28 protein-coding genes and 1 tRNA gene are annotated in these 24,117 nt (G+C 42.2%); 2 read left to right on the forward strand and 27 right to left on the reverse strand.

The window, feature by feature from the left end:
* Positions 1 to 23 precede the first annotated feature (23 nt).
* Positions 24 to 1,586, forward strand: coding sequence for an ABC transporter substrate-binding protein/permease (locus tag HMPREF1195_RS06605; protein ID WP_023919313.1), 1,563 nt, complete (start codon positions 24 to 26; stop codon positions 1,584 to 1,586).
* Positions 1,586 to 2,326: an amino acid ABC transporter ATP-binding protein gene (locus HMPREF1195_RS06610; RefSeq protein WP_023919314.1), complete on the forward strand. Its 741-nt coding sequence runs from the start codon at positions 1,586 to 1,588 to the stop codon at positions 2,324 to 2,326. Before HMPREF1195_RS06605 ends, HMPREF1195_RS06610 begins: the two co-directional genes overlap by 1 nt.
* A gap of 120 nt (positions 2,327 to 2,446) precedes the next feature.
* Here HMPREF1195_RS06610 and HMPREF1195_RS06615 read toward each other — a convergent pair whose 3' ends face one another.
* The 27 genes from HMPREF1195_RS06615 to HMPREF1195_RS06750 form a co-directional block, all read right to left on the reverse strand.
* A complete protein-coding gene (locus HMPREF1195_RS06615; RefSeq protein WP_003004771.1) occupies positions 2,447 to 2,662 on the reverse strand; it encodes a capsule biosynthesis transcriptional regulator in 216 nt (71 codons plus the stop codon).
* 108 nt (positions 2,663 to 2,770) lie between these two features.
* Positions 2,771 to 3,664: an SPFH domain-containing protein gene (locus HMPREF1195_RS06620; RefSeq protein WP_003010253.1), complete on the reverse strand. Its 894-nt coding sequence runs from the start codon at positions 3,662 to 3,664 to the stop codon at positions 2,771 to 2,773.
* A 110-nt stretch (positions 3,665 to 3,774) separates the two neighbouring features.
* Positions 3,775 to 5,025, reverse strand: coding sequence for a threonine ammonia-lyase IlvA (gene ilvA / locus HMPREF1195_RS06625; protein ID WP_023919315.1), 1,251 nt, complete (start codon positions 5,023 to 5,025; stop codon positions 3,775 to 3,777).
* Positions 5,026 to 5,101: 76 nt separating this feature from the next.
* A complete protein-coding gene (ilvC, locus tag HMPREF1195_RS06630) occupies positions 5,102 to 6,124 on the reverse strand; it encodes a ketol-acid reductoisomerase (protein WP_003004157.1) in 1,023 nt (340 codons plus the stop codon).
* A gap of 68 nt (positions 6,125 to 6,192) precedes the next feature.
* Positions 6,193 to 6,669 (reverse strand): acetolactate synthase small subunit, encoded by a 477-nt coding sequence (ilvN, locus tag HMPREF1195_RS06635; protein ID WP_023919316.1) that lies wholly within the window; start codon positions 6,667 to 6,669, stop codon positions 6,193 to 6,195.
* On the reverse strand, positions 6,662 to 8,362 hold the full coding sequence (locus HMPREF1195_RS06640; RefSeq protein WP_023919317.1) for an acetolactate synthase large subunit: 1,701 nt from the start codon (positions 8,360 to 8,362) through the stop codon (positions 6,662 to 6,664). The genes ilvN and HMPREF1195_RS06640 overlap by 8 nt, the downstream gene beginning before the upstream one ends.
* 341 nt (positions 8,363 to 8,703) lie before the next feature.
* Positions 8,704 to 9,303 (reverse strand): response regulator transcription factor, encoded by a 600-nt coding sequence (locus tag HMPREF1195_RS06645; RefSeq protein ID WP_023919318.1) that lies wholly within the window; start codon positions 9,301 to 9,303, stop codon positions 8,704 to 8,706.
* Between the two features lies 1 nt (position 9,304).
* Positions 9,305 to 10,402, reverse strand: coding sequence for a sensor histidine kinase (locus tag HMPREF1195_RS06650; RefSeq protein WP_023919319.1), 1,098 nt, complete (start codon positions 10,400 to 10,402; stop codon positions 9,305 to 9,307).
* A complete protein-coding gene (locus HMPREF1195_RS06655) occupies positions 10,399 to 11,139 on the reverse strand; it encodes an ABC transporter permease (protein ID WP_023919321.1) in 741 nt (246 codons plus the stop codon). Before HMPREF1195_RS06655 ends, HMPREF1195_RS06650 begins: the two co-directional genes overlap by 4 nt.
* A complete protein-coding gene (locus HMPREF1195_RS06660; protein WP_023919323.1) occupies positions 11,108 to 12,025 on the reverse strand; it encodes an ABC transporter ATP-binding protein in 918 nt (305 codons plus the stop codon). Before HMPREF1195_RS06660 ends, HMPREF1195_RS06655 begins: the two co-directional genes overlap by 32 nt.
* Complete coding sequence (locus HMPREF1195_RS06665) at positions 12,012 to 12,209, reverse strand: hypothetical protein (protein WP_023919325.1); 198 nt, start codon at positions 12,207 to 12,209, stop codon at positions 12,012 to 12,014. Before HMPREF1195_RS06665 ends, HMPREF1195_RS06660 begins: the two co-directional genes overlap by 14 nt.
* Positions 12,206 to 12,397 (reverse strand): hypothetical protein, encoded by a 192-nt coding sequence (locus HMPREF1195_RS06670; protein ID WP_023919326.1) that lies wholly within the window; start codon positions 12,395 to 12,397, stop codon positions 12,206 to 12,208. Before HMPREF1195_RS06670 ends, HMPREF1195_RS06665 begins: the two co-directional genes overlap by 4 nt.
* A 134-nt stretch (positions 12,398 to 12,531) precedes the next feature.
* Positions 12,532 to 13,086 carry an SP0191 family lipoprotein gene (locus tag HMPREF1195_RS06675; RefSeq protein WP_023919327.1) on the reverse strand — a complete coding sequence of 185 codons (555 nt, stop codon included), beginning with the start codon at positions 13,084 to 13,086 and terminating at the stop codon, positions 12,532 to 12,534.
* A gap of 284 nt (positions 13,087 to 13,370) precedes the next feature.
* A complete protein-coding gene (locus HMPREF1195_RS06680; protein ID WP_014712937.1) occupies positions 13,371 to 15,035 on the reverse strand; it encodes a DAK2 domain-containing protein in 1,665 nt (554 codons plus the stop codon).
* Between the two features lie 2 nt (positions 15,036 to 15,037).
* On the reverse strand, positions 15,038 to 15,403 hold the full coding sequence (locus tag HMPREF1195_RS06685; protein ID WP_003004393.1) for an Asp23/Gls24 family envelope stress response protein: 366 nt from the start codon (positions 15,401 to 15,403) through the stop codon (positions 15,038 to 15,040).
* Positions 15,404 to 15,714: 311 nt separating this feature from the next.
* Positions 15,715 to 15,903, reverse strand: coding sequence for a 50S ribosomal protein L28 (gene rpmB / locus HMPREF1195_RS06695; protein WP_001140948.1), 189 nt, complete (start codon positions 15,901 to 15,903; stop codon positions 15,715 to 15,717).
* Between the two features lie 118 nt (positions 15,904 to 16,021).
* On the reverse strand, positions 16,022 to 16,717 hold the full coding sequence (locus tag HMPREF1195_RS06700) for a LiaF transmembrane domain-containing protein (RefSeq protein WP_023919328.1): 696 nt from the start codon (positions 16,715 to 16,717) through the stop codon (positions 16,022 to 16,024).
* Between the two features lie 4 nt (positions 16,718 to 16,721).
* The gene (locus HMPREF1195_RS06705; protein WP_003004160.1) at positions 16,722 to 17,168 is read right to left on the reverse strand and encodes a LytTR family DNA-binding domain-containing protein; all 447 of its coding nucleotides are present in this window, start codon (positions 17,166 to 17,168) and stop codon (positions 16,722 to 16,724) included.
* A 299-nt stretch (positions 17,169 to 17,467) separates the two neighbouring features.
* Positions 17,468 to 17,779 (reverse strand): LiaF transmembrane domain-containing protein, encoded by a 312-nt coding sequence (locus tag HMPREF1195_RS06710; RefSeq protein ID WP_023919329.1) that lies wholly within the window; start codon positions 17,777 to 17,779, stop codon positions 17,468 to 17,470.
* Between the two features lie 200 nt (positions 17,780 to 17,979).
* Positions 17,980 to 18,052 (reverse strand) — tRNA-Thr (locus tag HMPREF1195_RS06715).
* 46 nt (positions 18,053 to 18,098) lie between these two features.
* Positions 18,099 to 18,560, reverse strand: a complete 462-nt coding sequence (locus HMPREF1195_RS06720; protein ID WP_023919330.1) for a GNAT family N-acetyltransferase — start codon at positions 18,558 to 18,560, stop codon at positions 18,099 to 18,101.
* Positions 18,561 to 18,598: 38 nt separating this feature from the next.
* Positions 18,599 to 19,384, reverse strand: a complete 786-nt coding sequence (locus HMPREF1195_RS06725) for an ABC transporter permease (RefSeq protein ID WP_023919332.1) — start codon at positions 19,382 to 19,384, stop codon at positions 18,599 to 18,601.
* Position 19,385: 1 nt separating this feature from the next.
* Positions 19,386 to 20,204 (reverse strand): ABC transporter permease, encoded by an 819-nt coding sequence (locus HMPREF1195_RS06730; RefSeq protein WP_023919334.1) that lies wholly within the window; start codon positions 20,202 to 20,204, stop codon positions 19,386 to 19,388.
* A 1-nt stretch (position 20,205) separates the two neighbouring features.
* Positions 20,206 to 21,198, reverse strand: coding sequence for an ABC transporter ATP-binding protein (locus tag HMPREF1195_RS06735; protein WP_023919335.1), 993 nt, complete (start codon positions 21,196 to 21,198; stop codon positions 20,206 to 20,208).
* Positions 21,199 to 21,557: 359 nt separating this feature from the next.
* Positions 21,558 to 22,496, reverse strand: a complete 939-nt coding sequence (locus HMPREF1195_RS06740; RefSeq protein ID WP_037599653.1) for an alpha/beta fold hydrolase — start codon at positions 22,494 to 22,496, stop codon at positions 21,558 to 21,560.
* Positions 22,497 to 22,580: 84 nt separating this feature from the next.
* The gene (locus HMPREF1195_RS06745) at positions 22,581 to 23,462 is read right to left on the reverse strand and encodes a class II fructose-bisphosphate aldolase (protein WP_003013955.1); all 882 of its coding nucleotides are present in this window, start codon (positions 23,460 to 23,462) and stop codon (positions 22,581 to 22,583) included.
* Positions 23,463 to 23,653: 191 nt separating this feature from the next.
* Complete coding sequence (locus tag HMPREF1195_RS06750) at positions 23,654 to 24,106, reverse strand: hypothetical protein (RefSeq protein WP_023919337.1); 453 nt, start codon at positions 24,104 to 24,106, stop codon at positions 23,654 to 23,656.
* Positions 24,107 to 24,117: the final 11 nt, after the last annotated feature.

Here is a 24,117-nt window from a genome sequence, read left to right on the forward strand (position 1 = left end):
TAAAATAAGGAAGAGGAGAAAAAATGAAAAAAACATTATTCGCGCTCTTAACAGGGCTTTTCATTTGCCTAGGCATCACACAGGTTGCTCATGCAGATGACTATTTACGAATCGGAATGGAAGCGGCCTACGCTCCTTTCAACTGGACCCAAGAAGATGATGCAAATGGAGCTGTTAAAATTGACGGTACCAATCAATATGCCAATGGGTACGATGTCCAAATCGCCAAAAAAGTTGCTGAGGAGTTAGGTAAAAAACCTCTGATCGTAAAAACATCTTGGAACGGTTTAATTCCAGCCCTCACTTCTGGTAAAATCGATATGATTATCGCTGGGATGAGTCCAACCGCTGAACGTAAAAAAGAGGTCGCCTTCTCAAAGAGCTACTATACCAGTGAACCGGTCATGCTCGTTCGTAAAGATGGAAATTATGCAAACGCCACTAGTCTAGATGACTTTAAGGATGCAAAGGTCACCTCTCAACAAGGGGTCTACCTCTATTCTCTCATTTCCCAACTCAAGGGTGTGAAACAAGAAACTGCAATGGGTGATTTTGCCCAGATGCGTCAAGCTTTAGAATCGGGTGTTATTGATGCCTATGTTTCTGAACGTCCCGAAGCCCTAACCGCCGAGTCCGCTAATTCTAAATTTAAAATGATTCAATTCAAAAAAGGATTTGAAGTTGGGGAAGAAGATGCGACCATCGCTATCGGGATGAAGAAGGGTGACACTAGAATTGACCAAGTCAATGCCGCACTAGCTAAGATTTCGTCTGAAGACCAAGTCAAACTCATGGATGATATGATTAAGAAGCAACCAGCTTCCAGTGATGCTAGTGATGATAAGCAGACATTCTTTAGCCAAATGATGAAGATTTTAAAGGATAATGGCCCACAGTTCTTACGGGGAACTGGAATGACCCTCTTAATCTCTATGACTGGAACTATCGCTGGGTTGATTATCGGTTTGTTAATCGGTGTCTTCCGGACAGCTCCGAAGGCTAAAAATAAATTCCTTGCTGGATGCCAAACTGCCTTTGGTTGGTTCCTCAATGTCTACATTGAAATCTTCCGTGGAACTCCGATGATCGTTCAATCCATGGTCATTTTCTACGGTTCCGCCCAAGCCTTTAACATTTCCTTGGATCGTACCTGGGCCGCCATCTTTATCGTATCCATCAATACCGGAGCTTATATGAGTGAGATTGTTCGTGGTGGGATCTTAGCAGTGGATCCAGGTCAGTTTGAAGCAGCGACTGCTCTAGGAATGACCCATGGACAAACCATGCGCAAGGTCGTCCTTCCACAGGTTGTTCGCAATATCTTGCCAGCAACAGGGAATGAATTTGTTATTAACATCAAGGATACATCTGTTTTGAATGTTATCTCTGTAGTTGAACTGTACTTTACAGGAAATACGGTCGCAACTCAAAACTACCAATACTTCCCAACATTTACGATCATCGCTGTGATTTACTTCGTTCTCACCTTTACCATCACACGAATCCTTCGCTACATCGAACGTCGCTTAGATTCTGATACTTATACTACAGGTGCAAATCAAATGCAAGTCAATGAGGTGAAATAATGTCAGAAAAAATTCTTGAAATTCAACATTTAAAAAAATCTTATGGTCAAAATGAAGTCTTGAAAGATATTTCCCTTACGGTTGAAAAAGGAGAGGTGATCTCCATCATCGGGAGCTCTGGTAGCGGAAAATCAACCTTCCTTCGCTCCATCAATCTTCTAGAAACTCCTACAGCTGGAGAGATTCTCTATCGTGGACAAAATGTTCTTGATCCTGAGTATGATCTTACCCACTACCGCGAGAAATTAGGAATGGTTTTCCAAAGCTTTAATCTCTTCGAAAATTTAAACGTCTTGGAAAATACCATCGTTGCACAAACAACCGTCCTCAAGCGTGATCGTGAAACCGCAGAAAAAGTTGCCAAAGAAAACCTTGAAAAAGTCGGTATGGGATCTCAATATTGGGCTGCCCGTCCGAAACAACTTTCAGGTGGTCAAAAGCAACGGGTCGCTATCGCACGTGCCCTCTCTATGGATCCTGATGCCATTCTCTTCGATGAACCCACTTCTGCCCTAGATCCAGAAATGGTTGGAGAAGTCTTGAAAATCATGCAGGACCTGGCAAAAGAAGGTCTCACCATGATTGTTGTCACCCACGAAATGGAATTTGCTCGCGATGTCTCTAGCCATGTCATCTTCATGGACAAGGGTGTCATTGCTGAACAAGGAGATCCAAAAGAAATCTTTACCAATCCCAAAGAAGAACGGACCAAGGAATTTCTTCAACGCTTCTTACATTAATCTCTTGAAACAGTTTGCTTACCAGTATGGAAGCAAGCTGTTTTTTTGTACCTCCTCTTCTTTTAAGGCATAGAAAAAAACCAGAGAGCAAACTCTCTGGTTTTTAATTGGAACAACAAATTAATCTTCGAATTTTTGATGATTTTTGTCATAAAAATCAATCAATCCGAGTGCAGTTTCAAACGAGATGTTCTTCACTTTTGCACGTCCTTGAGCCAAGGCAATGATAGACATTTCACGGGCATTTGTTTCTTTACTGATACGATATCCCGTAATTTTCTTATCGCGTACCCATCCAACAACTGATTCTACTTTTTCAAAGTTCGATTTAGCCATGATCTTTCTCCTATATTATTATTTCCAATACTAATATAAATTGTTTTGCACATTTTGTCAACTAAAATCGCTGAAAATACGAACCTTTTTTAAAAAATGAGAAATAGTTTACTTTGCTTTCAGGGCTGATAATATTTGTGTACGAATGTTTTCGACCCCATCTGGGTTAGCTGGTAGGAAAATCGTATTATTCCCTTCTTTATCTGCAAAATTATTTAGGGTATCCAAGTACTGGTTGGTTAAGAGAATAGACATGATTTGTTCTTCGGTCAAGTCTACATTCGCACCTTTTAACTCTTTAATAGAGTCTGCCAATCCATCGACAATGGCCTTCCGTTGCTCGGCAATACCAACCCCGTGCAAACGGTCTTTTTCCGCCTCAGCTTCGGCAGCAGTCACGATCTTGATCTTATCTGCTTCTGCCAATTCCTGAGCCGCCACGCGTTTTCTTTGCGCTGCATTGATCTCGTTCATGGATTGTTTCACTTCGGCATCTGGCTCAACTTTGGTGATCAAGGTTTTAACAATAATATATCCATAAGTTGACATTTCTTCTGCCACTTGTTTTTGAACTTCAAGAGCGATTTCATCTTTTTTCTCAAATAATTCATCCAAGGTCAACTTAGGCACAGAAGAACGAAGAGCATCTTCAATGTATGATTTAATCTGTGATTCTGGACGCATGAGTTTGTAGTAGGCATCCTTTACGTTGCTTTCGTTCACTCGGTATTGCGTCGCCACATTCATGGTAACGAATACGTTATCCTGAGTTTTTGTTTCAACCACGATCTCACTCTGCAAGACGCGCAATTGAACTCGTGCTGCAATTTTATCGATACCAAAAGGCGCTCGCATATGAATGCCACTATCGCTAATTTTTTGATAACGTCCGAAACGCTCGATGATGGCAACGGATTGTTGCTTGACCACATATAGTGAGCTAATCACAATGAATCCTGCAACCATTAGCAAGAATAAAATAAAGATAAAAAATCCAGGCATAAAAAATTCCTCCTTTTAATTTACGCATATCATATCACAAGTCTTGATAAAAAAGCAATATATTCCATAAAAATATATTGCTTAAATAGTCGATTATTTCTGCATGATACTCAGACCAGCATATTATAGAGAGTTTCATTGCCGTTCAAGTTAATGAAAGACGGATCAAAACGCTCGATACGGTTAACCAAGCCTGCATAGTCATGCTTATTGGCCAAAGTAACCCCAATCAAGACAGGGCCAGTTCCCTTACTAGCACGCTTGATGTATTCAAAACGTGTGATATCATCATTTGGTCCTAAGATATCATTTACAAATTCGCGAAGGGCCCCTGGACGTTGTGGGAAGTTGACGATAAAGTAGTGTTTTACTCCATCGTAGATCAAAGCCCGTTCTTCCATTTCAGGCATACGGTTGATGTCATTGTTCCCACCTGAGATAATACAACAAATGGTTTTCCCCTTGATGTATTCGCGCAAGATTTCAAGGGATGCCACACTGGCCGCTCCTGCTGGTTCAGCTACGATCCCTTGTTTGGAATAAAGATCAATCAAGGTCTCTGAAATCAAGCCTTCATCGACCCCAACCAGGGTTTCCACATGTTGACGGGTCACTTCATAAGTCAATTGTCCCACCTTTTGCACAGCAATCCCGTCTGCAAACTTATCGATTTCTGGTAATTTGACGGGACCACCTGCTTCAAAAGCAGCCTTCATGGAGCGCGCTCCTTCAGCCTCTACCCCAATGACCTCAATCCGAGGCTCTGTTTCTTTGATGTAGGTAGAAACACCTGAAATGAGGCCTCCTCCACCGACAGGGACAAGGACAGCATCAAAAGAAATCGATTCTTTTCGAGCTTCCTCAAGAATTTCATAGGCCACTGTTCCTTGGCCAGCCTGTACATGTGGATCATCAAACGGGTCAATAAAGGTCCGTTTTTCTGCAAGAGTAAATTCTTGGGCCGCCTTAGCTGATGCATCAAAGGTATCCCCCACCAACTTAATCGTTACATAGTCCCCACCAAAGAAGCGGACTTGGCCGATCTTTTGTTGCGGTGTTGTAATCGGCATGAAGATGGTTGCTGGAATCTTCATTTCATTACAAGTATAAGCAACCCCTTGCGCATGGTTTCCCGCAGAAGCACACACTACACCACGCTCACGCTCTTCTTTTGAGAGTTGAGAAATTGCAAAATACGCTCCACGAATCTTGAAAGAACGAACACGTTGGGCGTTTTCTTTTTTCAAATAAATCTTTGCCCCATATTTTTCAGATAAATAGTGGTCGTATTCAAGGGGCGTATTGACAACGACTCCACTTAATATTTTATGGGCCTTGGCCACATCTTTTGCTGTTATCATTTCATACCTCTGTTGCTGTGTATTGATCAAAAAAGCAAGCCAGGGTGTCCCAACTTGCTTAGTCTTCTACAGACAATTAGTTGTAGATTTTGAAGGCGTCATCGTCGTTTTGACCAACGAATGGCATTGCTTTACGCAATTCAGCACCAACTTTTTCAATTTCAAGTTCTTCAGCTTGTTTGCGGAAGGCTTTCAAACGTGGGAAACCAGCATCGTGGTCTTCAACGAATTCACGTGCAAATTTACCTGATTGGATATCAGCAAGGGCAGCTTTCATGTTTTCTTTTACTTCTGGACCGATAACACGAGGACCAGTTACGAAATCACCAAATTCTGCAGTATTTGAACATGATTGACGCATTTTCTTGAAGCCACCTTCGTAGATCAAGTCAACGATCAATTTCATTTCGTGAAGGACTTCGAAGTAAGCCAATTCAGGTGCATAACCAGCTTCTGTCAAAACTTCAAATCCAGCTTCGATCAAGCTTGTCAAACCACCCATAAGAACGGCTTGTTCACCAAACAAATCTTCTTCTGTTTCTTCTTTGAAGGTTGTTGAAAGAAGACCAACACGTGCTGAACCAACACCTTTTGCCCAGTCCATTGCAATGTCTTTCGCATTACCAGTAGCATCTTGGTAGACAGCGTAAAGTGCTGGTACACCAAATCCTTCAGTGTAAGTACGACGTACCAAGTGACCTGGTCCTTTTGGTGCAACCATGAAGACATCTACGTCTTCAGGAGCTTTGATGTAACCAAAGTGGATATTGAAACCATGGGCAAAACCAAGAGCTTTACCAGCGCTCAAGTTTGGAGCGATTTCATCTTTGTAGATATCTTTTTGGATTTCGTCTGGTGCCAAGATCATGATGATATCAGCCAATTTAGTTGCTTCTGCAACTGGGTAAGCTTCAAATCCATCTTCTTTTGCTTTATCGAATGATTTACCAGGACGTACACCGATGATGACATCGTGACCTGAATCACGCAAGTTTTGTGCGTGTGCATGACCTTGTGAACCATAACCGATAACGGCGATTTTTTTACCATCAAGTGCTGGTACTTTAACGTCTTTTTCGTATTCCATTTGAACTGCCATAAGTAAAATCTCTTTTCTATTATATTATTTGCCTTTTTAAGGCGGGGTTAACAATGTTAAGGCGAGAATTAATCTCGAGTAAATCCGGTTGCACCGGTGCGGGCGATGTTTTTAATCCCATAAGGTCGAATAACACGAATGAGGGCTTCGCTCTTTTCTGCATTTCCCGTCATTTGAACGGTGATAGAGCTTGGGGCCACATCGACCACGGTCGCACGGAAAGGTTGAATAATGGCCAAGATTTCTGCCCGCTTCTCAGCTGGTGCAGAAACTTTCACCAGGATCACTTCGCGCTCCAAGTGTGGTTTGTCAGTGATATCACGAATGCGAATCACATCAATCTGACGGTTGAGCTGTTTGATGATTTGCTCTACTTCATCATGCGAAGCAACATCAATGATAATGGTAATCCGCGATACATTAGGGTTTTCTGTTGCACCAACAGAGATGCTTTCGATATTGACTTGACGTCTCGACAGGACTCCAGTAAAGCGGTTCAGAACACCTGATCGGTTTTGAAGTTTGGCTGTTAACATTCTACGCATTAAACTTCACCCCCAACATCTCATGATTACTCTTACCAGCTGGTACCATCGGTAAGACATGCTCTTTCCGAGAAATGTCTACTTCGATGAACATTGGTACATCTTCTGTGATGACTTCCAAATCCTTCTCCAGAGTATCAGGATTATCAAATTTATAATTCTTGATCCCGTAGGCTTGCGCCATCAATTGGAAATCTGGAAGGCTATCAAAGACTGACTCTGACGTCCGACCATCATAGAAGGCTTCTTGCCATTGACGGACCATTCCAAGCGAGTGGTTGTTGAGCATAACGACCTTGATCGGAACCTTATAAATATTTAAGATTGCCAATTCTTGATTGGTCATTTGGAAACCACCATCTCCGACAAAGAGAACAACTTCTTTATCTGGATTGGCAATTTTCGCTCCGATAGCTGCAGGAACACCGAATCCCATCGTTCCTAGACCACCAGATGTCACCAATTGGCGCTCATTTTGGTAAGGATAGTATTGAGCTGCCCACATTTGGTGTTGTCCAACGTCTGTGACGACAATAGCGTCCCCCTTGGTCAACTCTCCGATGCGTTCAATCACAGCTTGTGGCTGCACAACCCGTTCTTTCTTGTCGTATGAACGAACTCGGTTCTTATCTTGGGTCACCTTTTCGATCCATTTTTCTGTGTTGTTATGAACCGTCGGCTCTGCTAGCAACTGCTGCAAGGCTTTCTTTGCATCGCCAACAACAGGAATGTCGACAGCAATGATCTTACCAATCTCTGCAGGATCAATGTCGATATGGGCAACCTTAGCATTTTTAGCGAAAGTCTTTGGATTCCCTGTCAAACGGTCGTCAAATCGACAACCTACACTGATCATGAAATCCGTCTCTGTCATAGCGATATTGGCCGCGAAGGATCCGTGCATTCCTCCCATCCCTAGGAAAAGAGGATGACTGGTCGCAATCGTTCCTTGACCTAAAAGACTAGTCACTACTGGAATCTGATAGCGCTCTGCTAGAGCAATCAACTCTTTTGCAGCTCCAGCGTAACTCACTCCACCACCAGCAAGAAGAACTGGTTTTTTAGCCTTACTCAATTGCTTCAAAATCTTTTTGATCTGCAATTCATTGGGTTCAATGGTAGGCTGGTAGCTTGGAAGCTTCACACTTGGTTCATAGATAAAATCTGTCTCTAAAGCAGACACATCCTTTGGAAGGTCAATTACCACAGGGCCAGGACGGCCGGTCGTCGCAATATGGACAGCTTCTGTGATAATTCGTGGAATATCTGCCGTCTCACGTACTTGATAGTTGTACTTGGTGATGGGCATGGTAATTCCCACGATATCCGCTTCTTGAAAGGCGTCTTTCCCGATCCCAGCACGATTGACTTGACCAGTGAAGACTAATAAGGGAACGCTATCGCTCATGGCATCTGCAATCCCTGTAATGGCATTGGTCGCCCCCGGTCCACTAGTGACGACTGCGACACCCAGCTTTCCAGTTGATTTGGCGTAGCCTTCAGCCTCATGCAAGCATCCTTGTTCATGACGACCCAAGATATGCTGGATACCCTCAAAGCTATAGATGGCATCGTATAAAGGCAAAACCGCTCCACCAGGATAACCAAAAATCGTGTCAATGCCCAAATCACGCAGGGTTTCAAGAACGAGCTCTGAACCGGTTTTTGCAGTTTCTAAGGTAATTTTCTCCATGTCTCTCCTTTCCAGTACTTTGTATATCAAATTAGCATGCTACTATCATACCATTTTTAGAAAATATTTCAAGGAAAAATAGTAAATTTTCTGAATTTTCTATCCAAATCCGAATAATGAGAGCTCTCCTAAAACAATGACAAATCCAATCAAAAAAGAGGCTGGGACAAAAGTCCTAGCCTCTCAATTGTCTTTGGATTATCGAGCAAGACGCAGTGGTTGAGTGGGCTCTACTACGCTGATTTCATCAGCTTTTACAGCCCTACTCAACTGTGCGGAGGTGGGACGACGAAATCGAATTCTAACGAATTACCGATTTCTGTCCCACTCTCTTTTCTTTCTTATAACCATCCCTTTTCTTGGGCGATCTTCGCCGCCTCGGTCCGGTTTTCCGCATCCAACTTGGTCAGAATGGCTGACATATAATTGCGGATGGTCCCGTTTGAGAGAAATAAGCGATCAGCAATTTCTTGGTTAGAAGCCCCTTTTGCGACTTCTTTTAGAACTGCCTTTTCTTGAGGGCTTAGAGGATTGGGATGGGTCAAAATCCCTTCCATTAATTCAGGCGAATATTCTTTTTGCCCTGCTAAAACGGTATGCAGAGTGGCCATCAAATCCGTAATGCGGCGTTCTTTTAAGACATAGGCATCGACTCCAGCCTTGAGGGCCCGCTCAAAATAGCCCGGTCGCTTAAAGGTGGTAACGATGACGACCTTGAGCTGGGGTTTTTGACTTTTAGCCCATTCCAACACTTCTAACCCAGTTTTGATGGGCATTTCGATATCTAAAATCGCAATATCGACTGGATGTGTTTCGAGTAAACGAATGGCCTCTTGCCCATCGCCAGCCTGCAAGACATCTTCCACATCCTCTTGTAGGAGCAAGAGCTGGCAGAGCGCATCGCGTAACATACTTTGGTCTTCAGCAACTAATAAGCGCATCTTATTTCCTTTCTTGATAGGGGATCCGTATTTCTATGCGGGTTGGCTTGTGACGACGACTGATCTCTAACTCTCCTCCCAATAAGGCAATCCGTTCGCGGATCGAGTGCAGATCCTTATCGGAAACTTTACTAAAGCCGATGCCATTGTCTTCTGCAACCATTTCTACACCTGTCTCGGTGGAGCAATAAGAGAGAAAGGCCTGCGTCGCTTTGGCATGTTTGATCATATTAGTGGCTAATTCCAGAGACACCATGGCCAGAGCAGACTCTAGGATCGGCGAGATGCTAGCTGTATCGAGCTCATTCTGAATCTCCACTTTGACTTGCGCCACTTCTAGCATTTGCTGGACAGTTTCTAGCTCTCTTGTCAGGGTTCGCTGCTTCAAGTTCTCCACAATCTCTCGGACTTGGTGCATGGACTCCTGACTGATGGTTTGAATCTCTTGCACCTGCTCCTGCGCCTTCTCAACTTGACCCAATGCTAAGAATTGATCAGCCAGGTCTGCCTTGACACTGAGCATGGCAAAGGTGTGGCCTAGACTATCATGCAGATCGCGGCCAATCCGATGGCGCTCGTTTTCTGCCAGCAAAAGATTGATCTGGGCATTTTGCTTGGCATGATCAGCTTTCAACTCTTCCACCATCCGAATCCGAATCATGCCGTAGGTCATGGCATGAGTAAAAAAGAAAATAATGATTAAAAATACCCATTCATACTCCATCGCACTCTGTTTGAAAAAGATGGCCCCAAAAAGCAGGAATTGCGATAGAAAAACTGTCCAAAGATAGGGAGAGCGAAAATTGTGAATCTCAAAGTGATAGACCAATAGGTTGCTGATGAAGAAATAAAACCAAAAATAGTTGGCGTTAATAAAAAGAGTATTTCCTGCTACATAGGCTAGGAGGTATAGCCAACAAATCCAGGTCAGCTTTTTGTTTTCAGTAATCAAGACTCCTAGATAGGAAGCAATAAACAAGAGGGCTAAAAAGAAGTGCCAGTAGGGGACCTCCCCTAATAAAATAGAGATAAAGGGAAAGCCCATAAAGACTAGGCTAGCGTAAAACATATAATGGATACGCTTGAGTTTTTCAATCATGAACGAACCTCAGAATGACGACGATAAACAATGACAAGGGTAAACAAGACCAGGGTAAACAAGGTTAAATAGACACTAGCGAGAACATTGATCTGCCCCTTGTTTAAAAAGGTCTTGATCAGCTCCATCAATTGATAGGTTGGTAGGCATTTGCCGATGGCTTGCATCCATTCTGGAAAGAGACTAATGGGCATCCAAAGGCCACCCATGACAGCCAACCCCATGTAAAGGAGATTACCCACAACAGACATCAATTGACTAGAAGGAAGCAAGGTCAAAACCAGACCGAGAGCCACAAAAGCTAGGCTTCCTAGGATGAGAATAAAGGCCGACAAGACCCAATCTTGTAGGGACATATTCACATGGCGCACCACATGGCCCACGGTAAAGACAACTCCAATCGATAGGAGAAAATCGACAAAGAGACCCACAACTTTTATTAGATAATATTCTACCATAGATACCGGGGTATGGCGCAAGACTTTTTGCCAATTGTTGAGTCGATCGGTTTCAAGAACTGTTGGAAAAGAAAAGATAGCCGTAGACATCATAGAAAATGCCGTCATAGAAAGGAGATAATCCCTCATAAAGTGAGCGGGTGCCCCTGGTGTGTCCTGGTACATCCCTGAAAAGAAGAGATAAAAGGCCGTTGGCATCCCAATTGATAACAAGTAATAAATGGCTTGGCGTTTAGTTAAATGCCACTCAACCACGCCGAGAGCTTTCATGCGTTTCATCTTCTCTACCTACTTCCTTTGTATTTTCAAAAATAGAATCCAATAAACTTCGATTGGTCACTTCGATCTCTTGGATTGAACATCCTTCTTCCTGCAATCGCCTCCACAAACGATTGGCATTGCCTGTAACGACCTGAAGAGCATCGGGTTTGACCGTCACTTGACCAATCCCTTCCATCTCGGCCACTAGAGCTTGGTAGCGTAGGGGCAGGGTAAAATGTTTTTCTACCTCTTCGCTTCTCATAGCGAGAGGTGTCGTATCCCGAAGCAAATGGCCCTGGTGCAAGACCAAAATCCGATCAGCTGTATGTTCTACTTCCTCGATGTAATGGGAAGAATAGACTATAGTCACACCTTGGTCCTTTAAATGCCCGACGATCTCCCAAAAGCGTTGGCGAGTGGACGTATCCATGGCAGCCGTTGGCTCATCCAAAAATAGGAGACTGGGACGACCAATCAAGGTCAACACAAAGGATAAAAGACGCTTTTGCCCACCAGACAGCTTACTGGCTAATTGCTTCTTTTGTTCTGGAGTAAAACGCAATAAATCATCGATGGCATTGACCGTTAAAGGGTTGGGATAAATGGAGCGAAAGAAACTGATCAGTTCCTGCACGGTTAGCTTTTGCACGATGGCATTCTCTTGAGGGAGATAAGAGACACTAGCCTTTAACTGAGGATGACCAGGAGCTTTTCCCTCTACTTCAACGATTCCAGAAGTCACCTTCATATCTCCCAGAAGACAGTTCATCAAGGTTGTTTTCCCAGCTCCGTTTGGCCCAATCAAGGCCAGGCAATCCCCCCGTTCAACTGTGAAAGAAAGATCTTCTAGGATCACCTTTCCTTTGATACTTTTGTTCAAGTTCTCTACTCTAATGACACTCATGAGACTCTCCTTTCAACCAAATCTGGCCAGCTGGAATGAGGACATAGACGACCAAGGTCACTCCCCAAACCGTTTGGAAAAACCAGCTAGGAAAATGGGCAGAAAACCAGCCCGTCATCATCTCAGTTGCCCAAAGGAGCAAACACAAAACAGCTACCAATCCAATTTCAAACTTCTTTTTCATTGCTCCATCTCCTTTTTAACAGCCTTGATCATTTTCAATCCTTCTTGAACCACCCAGCTCATGATGCCAATCCCAGCAAATAATTCCCAAGGAAAATGGTAATAGAGACTATCATCCTTTGAAAAGATCAAATAGACGACCATCCCCACCACTGTTAACGTAAACACTTTATAAAACCATTGTTTCATTTTTCAACCCTCTTACTTTCTGACTTTATTATATGAAAAGAAAGAAGAAGCAACTAGATGATTTTGTCACTCGCTCACATGACAAATGTCACTAAAAAAAGCCGAGTGACTTCACTCGACTTTTTCTATTCTTCTTACTGACCTTCTTCTTTCATGCCATGCAGTTTCAAGGCCTTCACCAAGGCATCTGCCTTCATGTTTTTCAAATCATTGAGACCAGCATCTTTGAAGTAAGAAATTTCTTCTAGAGACTTGGCGTCAATTTGGTTGAGGTCAATCACACTGGTTGAGAGCAATTTCTTTTCTGGGGTGACTGTGTATTCCAAACTAAAACCAGGAACGGTTTTTAGCTTCTTATAGTCTTCATTTTGTTCCAGCAAAGCTTGAATGGCTGCTGTGAGCTCTTCAGGTGACTTTTCTGCTGCGATGGTCCCAAGTTGTTGGGGCAGATCAGCCGTCACTTCGATGCGAAGGTTTTCAACCTTATCTCCCTTAGACTTGATAATATCCCGGTGTTTTGTTCCATTGATATCTCCTACTAAGGTTGTGGTTTTTTCTTCATTTTTTACTTCTTTTTTAACAGAGGAACTGCTAGATGAGCTAGCGGTTGTAGTTTTCTTTGTTTGGGATTGCGAACAACCAGTCAATACCAAAATGGCTAGCCCAAGGGTTACAAAAAATTTCTTCATTTTTATAACTCTCCTTTCACATACTGATACCAGTATAACATATCGCGTCTTTCTTGTCTAAAAACTCCACTGCTCAAACCATTTCCCCCTCTTTTCAAGCTCTTCCATTTGAATAAAAATCTGATGAATGTGAGACTTTTTGCAGAAACCCCTTTTTCTCACGAATAAAGCTTCCGTGTAGGGGTCGCTTCAATCTCAATCCCTCTGAATCACGCTGCTTTCATAGGGAATCTCCTCGTTTTTCTATATACAAAAAAAGGTTCCGAAAGGAACCTTCTGTTCAATTATTCTACACTAAACAAGTATGGGTAGACTGGTTGGCCACCTTGGTGGATTTCCACTTCTACATCTTCGTATTTTTCAGCAAGGGCTTGGGCCAATTCATTTGCCAACTCCTCACTGCCGTCTTCACCGACATAGATGGTCACAATTTCACTGTCTTCATCCAACATATGAGCGAATGTTTCTTCCAAGGTTTCCATCATATCTGGATTTGAAACAACGATTTTGCCATCGACCATTCCAAGATTATCATTTTCATGGATTTCAAGCCCATCAATAGTGGTATCGCGAACCGCTGTTGTCACACTACCAGACGCAACATCACCCAATGAAGCGCTCATGCGTTCGTAGTTTTCTTCGATCGATTTGCTTTCATCAAAGGCAAGAAGACTAGTCAATCCTTGAGGGATAGTCTTGGTCTCAACAACTGCTGCAGGTTGATCAATCACTTCTGCTGCAGATTGAGCCGCCATCAAGATATTTTTGTTGTTTGGCAAGATAATGATGTTGCGCGCATTCAACTCTTCAACCGCTTTGACAAAGTCTTCTGTTGATGGGTTCATGGTTTGACCACCAGAGATGATGTAATCAACTCCTTGCGCTTTAAAGATATCAGCCAATCCGTCACCCGCAACGACTGCGATGATGGCATATTCTTTTTCTTCAACTGGTTTGGCTTGACGCTCTTCTTTTTCAACTTGCGCTTCGTGTTGGTTGCGCATGTTGTCAACTTTCACTTTTACCAAGCTTCCGTATTTAAGACCTTCTTGCATGACAAGACCTGGATCTTCTGTATGGACGTGAACTTTGACAATCTCATCGTCATTCACCACCAATAGGGAATCCCCAAGGTTGTTCAAATAGTTACGGAATTCATCGTAATCGAAGTCTTTGACATAAGTTGGACCTTGTTTCAAAGCGACCATGATTTCTGTACAGTAACCAAACTTGATGTCTTCAGTTGCGACATGGCCAGCGACTGACTTGTGGTGTTCTGCATTGATCATTTCTGACATGGTTGCAGGTGTTGCTTGGAACTCTTCAGAAGCGATGAATTCACCTGTCAAGGCTGACAAGAATCCTTCATAGATGAAGACCAAACCTTGACCACCAGAGTCTACCACACCAACTTCTTTCAAGACCGGCAACATATCTGGAGTCTTAGCAAGAGCTGTTTTAGCACCTTCAAGAGCTGCACGCATGACTTCTACCGCATCATTGGTGGATTCTGCTTTTTTCTTGGCACCGATGGCTGCCCCACGAGAAACCGTCAAAATGGTACCTTCAACCGGCTTCATAACGGCTTTATAAGCGACTTCTACACCAGACTGGAAGGCTGCTGCAAGTGCTGCTCCATCCAATTCTTCCTTGTCTTTAACACTTTGAGAAAATCCACGGAACAATTGAGAAGTGATGACTCCTGAGTTCCCACGCGCGCCCATCAATAGTCCTTTAGCGAAGATCCCTGCTGCTTCACCAACAGTTGAAGCAGAACGGTCCGATACTTCTTTGGCCCCATTTTCGATGGTCATTCCCATATTGGTTCCTGTGTCCCCGTCTGGTACAGGAAAGACGTTCAAAGAGTTTACATATTCCGCTTGTTTATTTAAGCGCGTAGCCCCCGCTTGAACCATTTCTTGAAATAAACTTGTAGTAATATTAGCCACGATTATTCTCCCACAATCTTGATATTTTGAATATAGACATTCACAGTATCCGTAGTGATTCCAAGTTGATTTTCCAAACTAAATTTCACACGTTCTTGAATATTTTTTGAGACTTCGCTAATTTTTGTTCCATAGCTCAAAACAGTGTAAACATCAACTGCGATAGTTCCTGCTTCCGTTGTTTTGACAACAACACCTTTAGAGAAGTTTTCTTTCCCTAGGAGGGCTTGGAAATTATCTTTGATCGCATTTTTGCTGGCCATTCCAACCACACCGAAGATCTCAGTAGCAGCACCGCCTACAACAGTTGCGATAACCTCATCAGTCAATTCAATTTGACCGTCCTTTGTATTGATTTTTACTGTCATAATTTCTACCTCAAAAGTATTTTATATTCTATTTTACCATAAAAGAGGTCAACTGTAAAAGGGTAGGGACTATTCTTCTCCCGCTGTGACAGCTGTCTCTGGAGAAAAAGAAAAGGGAGTGGGAAAGAACTCCGTAAAATAAAAAAAGTTGAAAAGGTTCCCCAAACCTTTTCAATTTTCCCACCCCCGCACAGTTGATTAGGAAGTACGAATGTTTCAAACATGAGTAGTTCCAATCAACCACTGCGTCATGCTACTATTCCTATCAAAAAGCGAAGGCTGGACACTTTATGCCCAGCCTTTTTTCTTTATTAAACGCGTTCTACTTTACCAGATTTCAATGCACGAGCTGAAGCCCAAACTTTTTTAGGTTTACCATCGATAAGGACAGTTACTTTTTGAAGGTTTGGTTTTACGGCACGTTTTGTTTGGTTCATAGCGTGTGAACGGTTGTTACCTGATACAGTCTTACGACCTGTGAAATAACATACTTTAGCCATTTCTGTGTTTCCTCCTATTAGATCTAATATAACGGATGTGCTAGCACCACATACCGTACTATATTACCAAAAAAAATCTCTCTTGGCAAGCTTTTGGCCAAAGTTTTTCATTTCTAGCTTAAGAAAACGAATTCGTACCTACATAGATAATTTCCAGATTTCCTAAGGAAACATCGCCCGTAATGTAGAAATCCTTGCTTGTCAGAGCACTTGGATTTTCCTGATGTTGGATCGCTGAGAGGGAATTATCCACATTAACATGGACGCGCCAATCGCTTGGTACATAGAGGCTCAAACTGCCAAGGGAAACATCGACAACAAATTGAGCAGAAGGACCCTCAATCCGGCAATTGTCAAAATAAACCGAAGCTTCTCCCATACTTACATCTGCACTTCCGTGGGTAAAGTGTTGGTCATTGAGATATTTTGTCACTGTGGAAAAAGTGACATCGATGTCATTGCCATCAGACTTACTCATCGAACCAGCAGAATAGGAAGCTAGGCGGGCTTTTGTTTTCTTAGAGGGTTTGAACAAGATGTTGAGCCCAATCACAGCGAGAATGGAAGAAAGGATGACAACCGAATTGGACACCGGAAGGAAATGGTATTGCCCATTGAGACAAAAGAGGGCTAAAAGTCCATAGATGAAGCCCCAACCAAAATGGCGTTTCAAGAAACTAGAGAGAGACAGGACTGCAAGCAAGGTGACCCAAGCTAAGGTCCAGATGCTGATGTCCCATTTTACAAAATAGCCTTGTAAGAGGAGTAAGGCTGCTAATAGGATTAAGAATACTCCGATTAATTTTTTTCTCATAATATTACCTCATTTCATTTAGTCGTTCTTTTAAGAGTTGATAGTAGCGTCTAGATACGTGGACCTGCTTATGGGTCTGGTAGAAATTGACCGTGCTGGTCCCTGAAAAAGACTTTTCCAGAGAGTAGATCTGCTTTGCGTTGACAATGGTGGATTTGGAAATCCGACAAAAGGCGATGGGAAGCAGCTCCTCCAACTCATAGAGCTTCTGCTTGACCTCATAGGCCTCATCCTTGGTGTGTCCAAAAATCTTCTCCCCATCCGTCTCAAAAAAGAGGATCGATGCTACATCTAGAAAATACTCACTTCGATCCTTGTAGAAGGCTAATGGAGCGACTTTTTGTTCTAGGATTCTCTCTTGCAGCTGGGTCAACTCCGGGGTCAAGCGCGGGGCTCGAATCAAGATCTCAGGCTCGTCCATTGATGGATCCAATTCGATTCTAACTTTCATAAAACTCCTTTCCCAACGTTTTGATAGTACCATTATAACAGCTGTTGAAAACAAAACAAGGGCTTTTCAGTAAGTGGCACGTTTTGCCCATCAAGAGGTAGTTTTTGAGAAGTAAAGAGAGAGTGGGACAGAAATCGGTCATTCGTTAGAATTCGATTTCGTCGTCCCACCTCCGCACAGTTGAGTAGGGCTGTAAAAGCTGATGAAATCAGTGTAGTAGAGCCCACTCAACCACTGCGTCTTGCTCGACAATCCAAAAACAATTAAGAGGCTAGGACTTTTGTCCCAGCCTCCTTCCTTTATTTGTTGCTATTCTTATCCGGTAAAAGAAAACTAAGACCCACGCAAGCAAGGACACCCGCTGTGATCACTAAGCCATTTGAAACCGGCAAGAGATCGTAGATCGCGTTTGCAATCATCAGAGCAATTAAAGCACAGATGACACTTGCCTTGTAGTCCTGTTTCAACAGATTTTCAAGCGTAAAGAAAGCAAATAAGAGAACGGGAAATAGGGGCCAGATGTTCACATCGAGCTTTGGAAAACCAACCATTCCCATTGTGACAACCGCAAGAGCAACCAAAATAAATCCAAGTCCAAGTAGTTTTTTCATCATCATATACCTCATTTTGATTATTCGGAAGTATTTCTTCCTTTGATGATTCTATGATAGCAGAGAGCTCCTACGGAGACAAGGACTTTTGACTAAGTGGTCAAAAATGGCGCCTATGTGGTCAAAAGAAGGAGCGAGACCGAACGAATATGTGATCACCATTATTCATCGTCTCGCTCCTTCAAAGCAGATTTTTTCTATGCCGATTGCAGGGATCGAACCTGTGACCTACGCGTTACGAGTGCGTTGCTCTACCAACTGAGCTAAATCGGCGATTACCTTCTTAGTATAGCACTCTGATAGCGGATGTCAAGCACTTTTAGTTGATCTTTTTAATCAGAATCTGACATGGATTCTGTGGATCCCATAGTTGCGGAAAAATCTCTAATTTTTTAAAACCAAGACTGCGATAAAAGACATTTGTTCGGTCATAATCTTTATTTGAACCTTCTGCGACTGTTTTGACCTGTAGGTAGTCCACTTGTTTGACTGCTTCTCTTTCTATAGTCGTAATTAATTTCCTTCCAATTCCTTGACCTTGGAATGATTTTTTCACGCCTAGACAGTCAATTTCAGCACAATCTTCACTCGAATATGATAAACTTATAAACCCTACTACATCACTTTCTTGATAAGCAGCCCAAACTCGTAAATCCTTAGCTCCTTCAATGTAGGCTTGCGTGCTTTCTGGTATTCCAAACCATTCTGGCAAATCCCTTAAAATCTCAGCGACAACTGCCATTTTTTGATCTTCACCCTTGACTTCTTTAATTACAAACATCATAAGTTCCTTTCTTGATTTTAGTCTTACTTTACCTCTTACGAACCAGCACTTTCGTAAGCATCCAATCCCCTATCCCAAAGTTTGAGGGAAATAACAAAGAAAACAAGGGAAATCAGAATCAAACCACCAATATTAAAGAGTCCATCCTTGTCCTGCAAGAAATAGCTGGCAGGATAGTAGGCCGTAAAGGCGAAAGGTACAATAAAGCTAATTAACCAACGAAGGAGCGAATTGTAAATAGAAATAGGATACTTGGCAAAATCATTAAACATATAGAAAATGTAAATCATGGCACCTGACTGCTTGGTCCAAAAAGCGATGCTAGCTGTCGCGATTTTTAAAGAAGTGTAAATCAAGGTCGCAAAAGGAATACAGACTAGAAAAATCAGGAATTTTGGAAGAGTCCAAGAGATGCTAGTTACTGTTGTTCCTAATAGAATGCCACCGACCAAGAGTTCACCCAAGGCATCAATCTGAAAGGTCTCAACGAGGATGTGAAAGAGAGGATTGATAGGACGAGTCAGATACTTGTCAAACTCCCCTTTTCGAACTAGTCGTTGACCTAAAGCCCAGAGATTGTCAAAAAAGAGATGATCTAGTCCCTTTGGAATTAAGGAAAATCCATAGATAAAGGCAATTTCTTGAAAAGTCCAACCTTCTAGGGAGGGAATGTGTTGAAAGATGACATTGAGAAACAAGAGGTTCAGGCCTTGAGTCAGAAAGACTCCCAACACACCAACCACAAAATCTACCTTGTATTCCATGATTTGCTTGATATACTGTCTGATAAAAATCAGATGCATGCGTTGATATTTTTTCATACTAACCTCCCTGAATGGTGATAAATGACTGGACTCGTTTCCAAATCAACTGAGACAAGCCCACCATCACTATAAGCCAGAAAAGCTGAAGCAAAAGTGCTTGAAGAATCTGACTAGCATCGTATTTTCCAACAATAATCATGACCGGAGTGTAAATTAAGGATGAGAAAGGTAAGAAGGACAGAATATCTGAAATGACCTTTGGAAAGAAAGCCAAGGGGATCAAACTCCCAGACATAAAGGCCACTATGGAAGTCTTAAGTAGGTTGGAACCCCATAAATTTTTAAATACAAAGGCTGAAAATCCAAAGCAAATATTAAAGAAAAAGTTAATCAGATAAGCCAGGGTTAAGCTAAAGAGATAAAGGGTAGTTAGTCCCAGCACTTCTACAATCCCTTGCCCAGATAAGATTTTCATCAAAACAATGACACTTAAAAATGGCAGTCCAACAGAGATAAAAATCAACCACCTGGAACCAAGCTCCGTAAAGAGGTAAGAAGCCGCAAAATGCACTGGTCGCAACAAGCGCATGATAATGGAACCATCCTTGACCTCATCACCAATCATAAAGGAAGAATCCGACCTAGTCAGAAGATTAGTCACAAAACTCATGATGATGTAGAGGGTGATATCCGCCATACTGAAGCCCTGAATCAAAGGCTCCTGGGAGGAATCAAAGACAGCCTTCCATAGATAAAAAGCCACAAAAGCACCCATGACATCGCCAATCCGATAAAGAATAAAGTTGACTCGATAGCTAATCAACTCCTGAATCCCTGCATTGATAAAGGGTTTATAACGTCTCCACAATTTGACCATCTTAGAGCTCCTTTCGATAGAAGCGACGGATAATATCTTCAATATCCGTATCTACCATCTTCAAATCACGGACCTCAAAATCAGATAAGGTTTGCTTGATAATATCGGCCGACTGGTAGCGGGAACTATCGAATTCAATATTGAGAGTATTTTCTTGTCTATCAATGGACATATCAGGCAAGCCCTCATAATGAGAGACTAGATGATTTTGACCTGGCGTCAGGTCAAAGGAGAGAGTCTTCATCTTTCCAAAGGTCTCCTTGAGCTGGCTAACCGTTCCATCAAAAATCTCTTGCCCCTTATCAATCATAAAAATCCGATCACAGAGTTGCTCAATATCACTCAAATCATGAGTAGTCAAGAGAATAGTTGTCTCTTCCTCCTGATTAATCTGGGTAATGGCCCGACGAATGTTGTCCTTGACCGACACATCCAAACCAATAGTCGGTTCATCTAAAAAGAGAACTTTGGGATTGTGAAGCAAGGAAGCCGCAATATCCGCCCGCATCCGTTGACCTAGTGAAAGAGTCCGCACAGGATCCTTGATAAATTCCTTCAAATCCAAAACTTCATTCAAAAAGTCCATGCGCTTATGGAAAAGCGAGTTCGGTACATCATAGATCTCTTTCAAAACCGTGTAGGTCTCTTGCAAAGCCAAATCCCACCATAGCTGGGTGCGTTGTCCGAAAACGACTCCAATATCCTTGACATAATCTTGGCGATTATCCTGGGGAATCTTGCCGTTAATCCGACAAAAGCCAGATGTGGGCTTCAAAATTCCTGTTAGCATTTTGATGGTGGTTGACTTCCCAGCACCATTTGCCCCGATAAATCCTAAAATCTGCCCTTTTGGAACTTCAAAAGTTAAATCCTTGACCGCTTCAAAGGTCTGCTTTTCAGGATGAACAAAGGAGCGCAAGGCTCCCTTTAACCCCGGCTCCTTAACTGTCTTCACAAAATTTTTCTGAAGATGTTCCACTTCTATCATTGCCATATCTATCTCCCTATCGTAAAAAGCAACATTGTATTTTTGACTACAAATATTCTAAATCCTTACTTTCTACACTTTTTCAATATTATTACAGAAGGCTTTATACCAACCTATTATAATCTAATAAAAATAGGAATGCAAGCGTTTGCTTATTAATTATGAAATTAGAGATTTCTCTCTTAAAATGAAACTTTTAATCAAAAATTCTGTTAAATAGTTTCCTTAAGACACCAAAAAACCTGCCCTTAGGGGCAGGCTTATTGTTAAGAAAAAGAATTTTTTTAATCGAGAAAATTAACGATTCTACTGTTAATCCTTCAGCATTTAATTATTATCATCAGTCTCAATGGATTTTTAAGCCCTCAATTATTCTCTAAAAATTCTTTAATACGAGAAACAATAGCATCGCTTTGATAATGATAGAGGTCGTGAGGCGCATCCATATAGTCGACTTGAATATTCGACTGGTCGCTTGCAAATCTCTCTGCATAACGTTGCCACTCTGATTGGCTAAAGGTCGTGCCTTCACCGTTAGAAACCAGGAGTAAGGCTGGAATTTTCGGATTAATGCTAGATGGAACTTTCTTGGCATTTTCCTTTGCCAAACGGGATTCATGAAGCATGGCTTGTGACATCAACTGCTTATATGCTAGTAATTTATATTGTTGTCGTTCAGTTTCAGTCAGAGTTGGATTTTTTATATAAAAGGACTCAGGGAAATAGCGTAATAAGCCAATCTTACTGCTCCAATAGGCCACAGTAAGCAAGGCCTGATTATCCTTTAAATCTTCATAACTCGCTGGCAAGGCCCAATCCAGACCAATCAAAGCCTTCACTTCATTTGGATATTTCTCTTGCCAAGCAAGACTCTCTAAACTAGCCATAGAATGCGAAATAATCACATAAGGACCTGAAACATGAGCTTGCGCCAAAGCTTGACGGGTCTCAGAAAGGACCTCCATCACATCTCTTGAACGATCACTATCTTCACTAAAACCATATCCTGCTCGCTCCACGACAACAACTTTGTATTTTTTGGATAGGGAATCTGATAGATTCTTAAAGTCTAAAATAGGAGAGGCGATACCTGCACCGGAAAGAAAAACGATTGTTTCAGATCCTTCTCCTTTAACAGAGACATTCATTCGATGTCCATTGACTGTAACTTGTTTACCAATGGGTGTGAGAAGCTTACTTTCATTTCGTAAACTGAATTGATGAAAAACAAATGTAGCACCTAAAAAGAGCAGGAGAAAGCCACAAACGATCCAGCTCCACAGTTTGAATTTTTTCATAGCCATATTGTACAAAAATTAACCTCTGGAAGCAACCTTTCCCATACAAAAAAACAAGATCCACATGGGACCTTGCTTTCCTGTTTTTAATTAAGCTTTGCCTTCTGAACCGAATACGTCGATACGTTCTTCAACAGCTGCAGTAATTGCTTCGAAACCTGGTTTCAAGAATTTACGTGGGTCGAAGAGTTTCTTCTTGTCGTATTCTGCTTCGTTTGCATCGTATTCACGTACGAATTGACGAGTAGCGTTTGCAAATGCGATTTGGCATTCAGTATTAACGTTAACTTTCGCAACACCAAGTTTGATAGCTGCTTGGATTTGATCATCAGGGATACCTGATCCACCGTGCAATACGATTGGGAATCCTGGAACAGCTTCAGTCAATTTTTGCAAGTGGTCAAGGTGAAGACCTTTCCAGTTTGCTGGGTAAGGACCGTGGATGTTACCGATACCTGCAGCCAAGAAGTCGATTCCTGTAGCAACCATTGCTTTAGCGTCTTCGATTGGTGCCAATTCACCGTCACCGATGATACCGTCTTCTTCACCACCGATAGTACCAACTTCAGCTTCTACTGAGATACCTTTAGCATGAGCTTTTTCAACGACATCTTTCGCCAATTTAAGGTTTTCTTCAACTGGAAGGTGTGAACCGTCAAACATGATTGAAGTGTAACCAGCTTCGATACATTCAAGAGCATCGTCGTAGTGACCATGGTCAAGGTGAATAGCAACTGGTACAGTAATACCCATTGATTCTACAAGGTTAGCGATCATGTTGCGAGCTACTTTGTAACCACCCATGTATTTAGCAGCACCCATAGAAGTTTGGATAAGTACTGGAGCTTTCTTAGCTTCTGCTGCACGCAAGATAGCTTGAGTCCACTCAAGGTTGTTTGTGTTAAATCCACCAACTGCATAACCATTGTCACGAGCTGCTTGGACAAATTTTTCTGCTGAAACGATTGCCATTTGTTATAGGCCTCCTATAAATTTTTGTGGGGTTAATCCCACTTACATTGTTTATTTTATCACTTTTTAGATGAAATTGCTAGCTTTTCCTGTAGCTTTAAGCGATTTCTTCCGATAAATAGGACGGAATCTCCTATCTCCTAAGACTCTCATCCTAGCAAACAAGTAAAAGAAGGGGACTTACACCCCCTTCAATTCTCTTCTTTAAAATTTTTTAGTGAAAGGAGACAGCCAATCCCGCAAATCACAAGGAGTCCACCTGCGACCCATTGAGAATAGAAATAAGCAGCAAATAACTGACTGTCGGTAAACATTTTCCCAAGAAGCCCGTTTACCAAGCCCTCAAGAAAGGGAATATTCTCACACACAGCAAGGATTGAGGCAATAAAGAGAATAAAGCCCGCTATCAAAAAGAGATTGGGAATCCATCTTTTCAGCCTTTTTTCATCTCTGAGCAGATACTTAGAAGCAATCGCCACTAAAAAAATGAAAACATTCCATATGTTTAAGGCAATAAAATATCTAAAAGTATCCTTGTATGCGCCTATCGCCATCGCTAAAATCAGGATAGGACCGAAAAAATTAATGGCACTTCCCAATAGTGCAAAGAGGCCATCGGCCAAAACCAGATCCTTTTTCTTCATTTTCTCACCTC

This window comes from Streptococcus parasanguinis CC87K, from assembly GCF_000507765.1.
GTDB lineage: Bacteria > Bacillota > Bacilli > Lactobacillales > Streptococcaceae > Streptococcus > Streptococcus parasanguinis_J.